We start from the raw sequence: 7,080 nt of genomic DNA, 5'->3' as shown, positions 1-7,080 counted from the left end.
GTCGGTGGGTGGGTGTTTACTCAGTGTATCGAACAGGTGTTCGAAAATATAGAGGTTCTGATGATGCAGGAGGTGCTGCTGTGACGGCAGCGATGACCCTGGAACAGCGCCCGCCTGACCGCGCTGAGCAGGTAGAACACCTGCGTCGCAAGATGGCGGCGGTGTCCGGCAAGGTGGGCGGCGGGCGTAGGGGAGAAACGCCGTCGACCGACCTGCTTCCGGACTCGGAAACTTTGCTGCCGGTGCCCGAATCGCTGGCCGAACTGCTGCCGTCGCCGTTGCCGCGCGGGACGGTGGCGGTGCTGTCGGGTGCCCGGTCGCTGCCGCTGAGCATGGTGGCGGCGGTGACGGCAGAGGGTGGGCACGCCGCGATCGTCGGCCAGCCCGATGTCGGCCTGCTCGCCGCCGCGGAGATGGGGGCGGATCTGAGCAGAATCGCGGTCATCCCCGAACCGGGAACCGATCCGGTCGAGGTGGCCGCGGTGCTGATGGACGGTATGGATCTGGTGGTGCTCGGCCTTGGTGGGCGGACGGTGCCGGCCACCCGGGCAAGGGCGGTGGTGGCCAGGGCGCGTCAGAAGGGCTGCACGCTGCTGGTCACCGGCGGCGACTGGCAAGGGGCATCCACCCGGCTGGAGGCCAGGGTCAGTGGCTACGAGGTAACCGGTGCGGGGGACGGGGCGCCCACTCCTGGCTGCGGACGGATCAGTCGGGTGCGGCTGGCCATGCGAGCCAGGGGACGCTCGTTCGGTCCCGTTCGTGCGGTAGGCGGATGAGTGTCGTCCCGGGTATTGGCCATCTGGTGCATGGACTGGCCCGCCGTCGCCGCCGCTGCCGCCGGCGGCCTACCCGCGACGGCCCCGGTCGCGGTGACGTTGGCCAACCGCGTCATCGCCTGTTCGGCGTCGGCCCGTTTGGCCGGCGTGCGACGGGGGCTGCGCCGCCGCGAATCGCAGGCGCGGTGTCCGGAGTTGCACGTGGTCACCGCCGATCCGGCGCGCGATGCCCGCTATTTCGAAGACGTGACAGCCGCGGTGGACGATCTGGTGCCGCGCGCCGAGGTGTTACGGCCTGGTCTGCTGGTGTTGTCGGTCCGCGGGGCCGCGCGCTACTTCGGGTCCGAGCAGGCCGCCGCTGAAAAGCTGGTCGACGCGGTGGCCGCGGCCGGGGCCGAATGCCAGGTCGGCATAGCCGACCAGCTGTCCACCGCGGTCTTCGCCGCGCGGGCGGGACGGATCGTCGAACCGGGCAAGGACGCCCTGTTCCTGTCCGCGCTGTCGATCCGGCAATTGGCCACCGAGCCGAGCCTTGCGGCGCCCGGTCGCGAAGATCTTGCAGACCTGTTGTGGCGCATGGGAATCCGCAATATCGGCCAGTTCGCCGTGCTGTCCCGCAGCGATGTGGCCTCCCGATTCGGGGCGGATGCGGTAGCCGCACATCGATTCGCCTGCGGTGAGCCCACGCGCGGTCCGTCCGGCCGCGAACCTCCACAGGAACTCGACGCGGTGATGAACTGCGATCCGCCGATCGACCGGGTGGACGCCGCCGCGTTCGCCGGGCGGTCACTGGCGAGCTCCCTGCACCGAGGCCTCGAGGCCTCGGGTGTCGGATGCACGCGGCTGGCCATTCATGCCATCACCGCCAATGGTGAAGAGCTGGAACGGGTTTGGCGCTGCGCCGAACCGCTGACCGAGGACGCCACCGCCGATCGCGTGCGCTGGCAGCTGGACGGGTGGCTGAACAGGCGCAATCCCAACGACCGGCCTTCCGCGCCGGTCACCGTGCTGCGGCTGCGGCCGGTCGAGGTGGTCTCGGCCGAGGCGCTGCAGCTGCCGTTGTGGGGTGGCGTCGGTGAGGAGGACCGGGTGCGTGCCCGCCGCGCGCTGGTGCGGGTCCAGGGTCTGCTCGGGCCCGAGGCGGTGCAGGTGCCGGTGCTATCCGGTGGGCGCGGGCCAGCCGAGCGCATCACCCTCACCCCGCTTGGTGACGAGCTGGTGCCGCGGGCAGATCCGAGTCAACCGTGGCCGGGGCAACTGCCTGAACCGTCGCCGACCGTGTTGCTCGACGACCCGGTCGAGTTGCTCGATGCCGACGGCACTCCGGTACGGGTGACCGGGCGTGGGCTGTTCTCTACCGCCCCGTCGCGGCTGGCAGCGCCCGGTAGGGACGACAGGTTGTCCTGGTGGGCCGGGCCCTGGCCCGTCGACGAGCGGTGGTGGGACCCCGAACAGGCCAAGGCCGGTCGGACGGCCCGAGCGCAGGTGCTGCTCGACGGCCAGCCCGCCCAGGCCCTGCTGCTGTGCTACCGGCAGCGGCGTTGGTACGTCGAAGGGATCTACGAGTAGCAGCCCTGGCTGATTGAGAACAGCGCGACGGGGTACGCGCCGCAACATGACTGCCATTCCCCCAGATCCTGATCCGGCAGAAACGCCAGGGCTCGAGCCCGGCGGCGGTGTAGCACCCGGATCAACTCCACCAGACTCGTCGCAGACATCGGGCCTGTCGCATCCGGAACCAACTCCCAGGCACCGATTCACGCCAACGCTCATCGCCAGCCTCATCGCCCTTGCCGTGTTCGTGCTGCTGTTCGTCGCGACCGCGGTGTGGCTGATCGTCGACATGTAACCGTCCGCGCCTATCTTTAGTTGTCCACAATTGAATTGTGGGCTACAGTTCGGTCATGGCCGCATTGAGCCTCGACCGTCAACTCTGCTTCGCCCTGTATTCGGCATCGCGGGCGATGACGGCGGCATACCGGCCGATCCTGACCGAGCTGAACCTCACCTACCCGCAGTACCTGGTCCTGATGGCGCTCTGGGAGGAGGACCGGGTAACCGTCGGTCGGCTCGGCGAACGTCTGCAGCTGGACTCCGGAACCCTCTCACCGTTGTTGAAGCGCTTGGAGGCCAACGGATTAATCCGCCGCGAGCGATCGACTACCGACGAACGGCTGGTCGAGGTCGCCCTCACCCCTTCCGGACGCCGGCTTGAACGCAAGGCCCAGTGCATCCCGGAACAACTCTTCTCCTCGACCGGCATGACCGAACGAGAAGTCGCGGACCTGCGAGACGCGGTCCATCACCTCACCGATGCTCTCAACGCATCCGTACGAAAGGAATCCGCATGAAGACGCTCTACACCGCAGAGGCCCTGGCCACCGGAGAGGGACGCGACGGGAAGGGCCGATCCTCGGACGGCAGGCTCGATCTCGACCTCGCCATTCCGAAGGAAATGGGCGGCAGCGGCAACGGCACCAACCCTGAGCAGCTGTTCGCGATCGGCTATGCGGCCTGCTTCCACTCGGCGCTGCGGTTGGTTGCAGGCCAGGAGAAGGCCGACGTGTCGGATTCGGCTGTCGGAGCGCGGGTTTCGATCGGGCAGATCGACAACGGCGGCTTCGGCTTGGCGGTGGAGCTCGAGGTCACCCTGCCCAACGTCGACCACGAAACCGCGCAACAGCTGACCGAGAAGGCCCACCAGGTGTGCCCCTACTCCAATGCCACCCGCGGCAACATCGACGTCAAGCTCATGGTGACCGACGACTGACGCTCATCGGGTGGCATCAGCCGTGCTGTGTCACCGCGTCCTCCGGCTTCGCGGCCGGCTTCAGTAGGTAGATCCCGATTGCGAGGATCAGCACGAACGGGATGTCGGTGAGGAACTTGCTCCAGTACCGGTCGACGTCCGTGAAGACCTGCGCGGCCATGAGCAGTCCGTGCGCGAGGTTCGCCCACATGGTGAAGGCGAGGAACGAAAAATATGCCGGTGGGTTGTTCGCCGCGCGCAGCAGGAATACGCCCCAGACCACGTAGATGAGCATCAGCATGGGCGGGACGTGGGCGTGGTCCTGTCCGAATTGGACGTCGTTCCAGATCGTCCAGTTCAGCGCGCCGCCATGTTCGGCGAGCAGTGGTGTCTGAACGATGAAGCCCGCAAAGAGCAGGCCGAAGATGATGAGCGTCAAGATGCCGTAGATGCGCAGGAAGACGCTGAGTGCCGCGAGCTTCCTCGGCGTGTCCGTAACCATTGATGTGCCCCTTCGATCGATAGCGGATAGTCGAACTGTACGACTACCTAGTTGGAAATAACAACTAGATAGGTGGATTGTTCAATCACGCTGGTAAGCTCAAGCCGATGGTGGGAAGGCGCAGGTACGACGAAGGCTGCGCAGTGGCACATGCGCTCGACCTGATCGGCGAGCGCTGGGCAATGTTGATCGTGCGCGAGTTGCTGCTCGGGCCGAAGCGATTCACCGACCTTCGCGCGGGCATGCCGGGCGCCAGCGCTGACGTCCTGGCCCTACGACTGCGCGAGATGACGGAATCCGGCGTCGTACGCCGAAGGAAACTGCCGCCGCCTGCCGGCTCCGAGGTCTACGAGCTCACCGAGTGGGGCGCCGATCTGGAACCGATCGTCACACACCTCGGGCGGTGGGGCAGTCGTTCGTCATCGCTGAATCCAACGGCCGACAGCAGCGTCGACTCTGTCGTTCTGTCGCTACGGGCACTGTTCAATCCTCAAGCCGCGAAACGTTTTAGCGCAACGATCCGCCTCCGGCTAAGCGGTAACGAATTCACCGTCGAGGTCGCAGAGGGTCAGCTGCGGGTCGCCCGTGGTGAGGCCGAACACCCGACGGCGACATTGGACACCGATCGGCCGACGCTTGCCGCGTTGCTCTACGGAGGGCGTCCGCTTGATGACGCGGTTCGCGCCGGAGATGCGACGGTCGGCGGCAAGCCCGACGTCGTCAAACGGTTTCTCGCCTTGTTCCCGTTGCCAACCGCTCACTGAGTGAGCCGCTTGGCGAACCGTCCCACCCTGGCGATGAAGCGCTCGAAGAACGCGTCCGGGTTCACCTCGATGCCGATGAGCGCGTTGGGTTCTCGGCCCCAATGTCCGTTCCAGTCAGCCACCGTCATGCCGCGGGTCAGCGTGCCCGTCAGCTCGACGTCGACCGCGGCGGGCCGGCACGCAACCAGATCGGGATCCAGCGCCACCGCGGCGGCCAACGGATCGTGCAGGTGCGCGAGATAGCCTTCGCCTTGGTCGAAGTGGAACTCGAAGTAGAAGCGCATCGCGTCTTCGAGCACCCGGATCAACGGATTGGACGCCACCGACCGGGTGCCGCGGTCGTCGAGCACGCTCATCGGAACCGATGAGGATTCCGCCGCTGTAGCCAGCCGGCTCAGGAGCGTCGGTGTCATCGCGATGTTCTCGGTCAGGTTGAGCCCCAACACGATCGGAATGTGCTTGGGCGGCTGCAGCCCCCACGCCGCACCCCACACCGCGAACACCTCCGCCGCCGCCTCGGGGTCGACGCTGATGTTCCACTCGGCCACCGGGGTGGTGTTGCCGCGGTAGTCGAACGCCCCGCCCATGATCACCAGTCGCCGCAGCAGCTTGGGCAGCGCCGGTTCGATGCGCATCGCCAGCGCCAAGTTGGTCAGCGGCCCGACGGCGATGGCCACCAGCTCGCCGGGATGGGCGCGGGCGGCCCGCACCCAGGCTTCGGCGGCGTCGTGCGCCGTCAGCTGCTGGTCGCCCGGCGGCACCTCCGCATAACCCAGGCCCTGCGGACCATGGGTGTCCTCAGCGGTTCGCAGCGGCGCACTGATCGGTCGTTCGGATCCCTTGGACACCGGGACGCCGGTGATCTGACACAGTTCCAGCAGTCCAAGGTTGTTGCGGCAAACCTGTTGCACGGGAACGTTTCCCGCAGTCGAAGCGATGCCCACTAGGTCGGCGTCGGAGCTGGCGAGCAAGTACACCAGCGCCATCGCGTCATCGACCCCGGTGTCGACGTCGGCGAATACGGGCAGCTGGGCCGCCTTCTCACCCCCCACGGTCACCCGCCAACGATAAAGCCCGCCATCTACCAGTGCACGCCCGGTACCAAGCGCACTGCACGCTTGATCGGCCGGGTGACCGGCTTGAGAGCCCGCAGCGGCGCATCCGACCGTGCTGGCCGTCTCGGTCGCCGCTGCGCCCCAGCCGGCGCGGGCGCCACTCCGCGGGCCGCCGCTGAATCGGGGTACCCGAGGTAGAGCTGGTGCAGGACGCGACGGGACAGTTTCGGCGTCAGGTAGTTACCGAAGTCCGCAAGCGTGCCCAGCGGCGTGTCGATCCGCGGGGGCTTTTCGACCAGGCCGCGCACCACCATCGCGGCGGCGTGCTCGGCGGTGATCGGTGGGACGGGGTTGAGCCGGCGTGACGGTGTGATCATCGGCGTCCGCACCAACGGCATGTGGATGTTGGTGAACGTGATGTGGTCCGACAGCGTCTCGGTTGACACCACGTCGGCGAACGCATCGAGCGCGGCTTTCGTCGGCAGATAGGAGCTGTATTTGGGGTTGCGGGCCTGCACGCCAGCGCTGGACACGTTGACGACGTGGCCGAACCGGCGTTCCCGCCAGTGCGGCAGCAGCGCCAGCACCATCCGCACCGCTCCGAAGTAGTTGACCGCCATCACGCGCTCGTAATCGTGGAGCCGCTCGGTGGAGTTCATGACCGATCGGCGGATCGACCGGCCCGCGTTGTTCACCAGATAGTCGACATGGCCAAACCGGCCGAGGATGTCCTTGACCGTGTGCTCGACCGACGTGGAATCGGTGACATCGCATGTGAACGCGTGCGCCTGACCGCCCGCCGCGCGGATCTCGGCGATGAGCTCGTCGAGCGCTTCGGCGTTGCGCGCCAACGCGAATACCGTCGCACCGCGTTCGGCGACGGCGATCGCCGATGCCCGGCCGATCCCGCTGGAGGCGCCGGTGATGATCACGTGTTTGCCGACGAGCGGTCCGGCCGGATCATCACGGCGGGCCCGGTCGGGATCGAGGTGTTCGGCCCAGTACCGCCAGAGCTTGGGCGCATACGACGCGAGTTCCGGAACCGATATACCGGTTCCGCGCAACGCATCTGTCGCATTGTCTGACGTGAAGGTGGGGAAAAGGTCGACGACGTCGAGGATCTCGGCGGGAACGCCGAGTTGCGTGGCCGCCATGTTGCGCAGCACCTTGGCGCGCCCGGTGGCCCGCACGATTGGTGTTGCGGCGGCACGGGGCAGCGTTCCACGCAGCGGCG

General features: G+C 67.2%; 9 protein-coding genes. 6 read left to right on the top strand and 3 right to left on the bottom strand.

Annotated elements, in window-relative coordinates; translation table 11 throughout:
- Window positions 1-80: 80 nt before the first annotated feature.
- From VFH65_RS18820 to VFH65_RS18800, 5 genes are read left to right on the top strand one after another with little or no spacing between them, the layout of a single operon-like run.
- On the top strand, window positions 81-776 hold the full coding sequence (locus VFH65_RS18820; RefSeq protein ID WP_414688450.1) for a hypothetical protein: 696 nt from the start codon (window positions 81-83) through the stop codon (window positions 774-776).
- Window positions 777-806: 30 nt separating this feature from the next.
- On the top strand, window positions 807-2,345 hold the full coding sequence (locus tag VFH65_RS18815; RefSeq protein ID WP_353323492.1) for a DNA polymerase Y family protein: 1,539 nt from the start codon (window positions 807-809) through the stop codon (window positions 2,343-2,345).
- 46 nt (window positions 2,346-2,391) lie between these two features.
- A complete protein-coding gene (locus tag VFH65_RS18810; RefSeq protein WP_353323489.1) occupies window positions 2,392-2,625 on the top strand; it encodes a DUF6480 family protein in 234 nt (77 codons plus the stop codon).
- A 55-nt stretch (window positions 2,626-2,680) separates the two neighbouring features.
- Entirely contained in the window at window positions 2,681-3,127 is a 447-nt protein-coding gene (locus VFH65_RS18805; RefSeq protein WP_353323488.1) for a MarR family winged helix-turn-helix transcriptional regulator, read from the top strand.
- Window positions 3,124-3,546 carry an organic hydroperoxide resistance protein gene (locus tag VFH65_RS18800; protein WP_353323487.1) on the top strand — a complete coding sequence of 141 codons (423 nt, stop codon included), beginning with the start codon at window positions 3,124-3,126 and terminating at the stop codon, window positions 3,544-3,546. Before VFH65_RS18805 ends, VFH65_RS18800 begins: the two co-directional genes overlap by 4 nt.
- Window positions 3,547-3,562: 16 nt before the next feature.
- On the opposite strand, the gene VFH65_RS18795 is transcribed toward VFH65_RS18800, so the two are convergent.
- Complete coding sequence (locus VFH65_RS18795; RefSeq protein WP_353323486.1) at window positions 3,563-4,027, bottom strand: DUF6632 domain-containing protein; 465 nt, start codon at window positions 4,025-4,027, stop codon at window positions 3,563-3,565.
- Window positions 4,028-4,134: 107 nt separating this feature from the next.
- On the opposite strand from VFH65_RS18795, the gene VFH65_RS18790 reads away from it, so the two are divergent.
- On the top strand, window positions 4,135-4,791 hold the full coding sequence (locus VFH65_RS18790) for a winged helix-turn-helix transcriptional regulator (protein WP_353323484.1): 657 nt from the start codon (window positions 4,135-4,137) through the stop codon (window positions 4,789-4,791).
- Here the strand turns inward: VFH65_RS18790 and VFH65_RS18785 are convergent.
- Window positions 4,785-5,849 (bottom strand): nucleoside hydrolase, encoded by a 1,065-nt coding sequence (locus VFH65_RS18785; protein ID WP_414688449.1) that lies wholly within the window; start codon window positions 5,847-5,849, stop codon window positions 4,785-4,787. The two genes, VFH65_RS18790 and VFH65_RS18785, sit on opposite strands and share 7 nt — an antisense overlap.
- A 23-nt stretch (window positions 5,850-5,872) precedes the next feature.
- Window positions 5,873-7,080, bottom strand: a 1,208-nt coding sequence (locus VFH65_RS18780) for an SDR family oxidoreductase (protein WP_353323482.1), incomplete at its 5' end; no start/stop codon positions are given.

This window comes from Mycobacterium sp. (assembly GCF_035697385.1).
Classification (GTDB): Bacteria; Actinomycetota; Actinomycetes; order Mycobacteriales; family Mycobacteriaceae; genus Mycobacterium.
Note: the sequence above shows the minus strand (reverse complement) of the source record. Positions and strands in the feature narration are given on the sequence as shown.

Bases quoted from the DNA above. Each gene is read 5' to 3' on its own strand.
- VFH65_RS18810 (WP_353323489.1), top strand. From the start codon at position 2,392: ATGACTGCCATTCCCCCAGATCCTGATCCGGCAGAAACGCCAGGGCTC.
- VFH65_RS18815 (WP_353323492.1), top strand. From the start codon at position 807: ATGGACTGGCCCGCCGTCGCCGCCGCTGCCGCCGGCGGCCTACCCGCG.
- VFH65_RS18805 (WP_353323488.1), top strand. From the start codon at position 2,681: ATGGCCGCATTGAGCCTCGACCGTCAACTCTGCTTCGCCCTGTATTCG.
- VFH65_RS18800 (WP_353323487.1), top strand. From the start codon at position 3,124: ATGAAGACGCTCTACACCGCAGAGGCCCTGGCCACCGGAGAGGGACGC.
- VFH65_RS18795 (WP_353323486.1), bottom strand. From the start codon at position 4,027: ATGGTTACGGACACGCCGAGGAAGCTCGCGGCACTCAGCGTCTTCCTG.
- VFH65_RS18790 (WP_353323484.1), top strand. From the start codon at position 4,135: ATGGTGGGAAGGCGCAGGTACGACGAAGGCTGCGCAGTGGCACATGCG.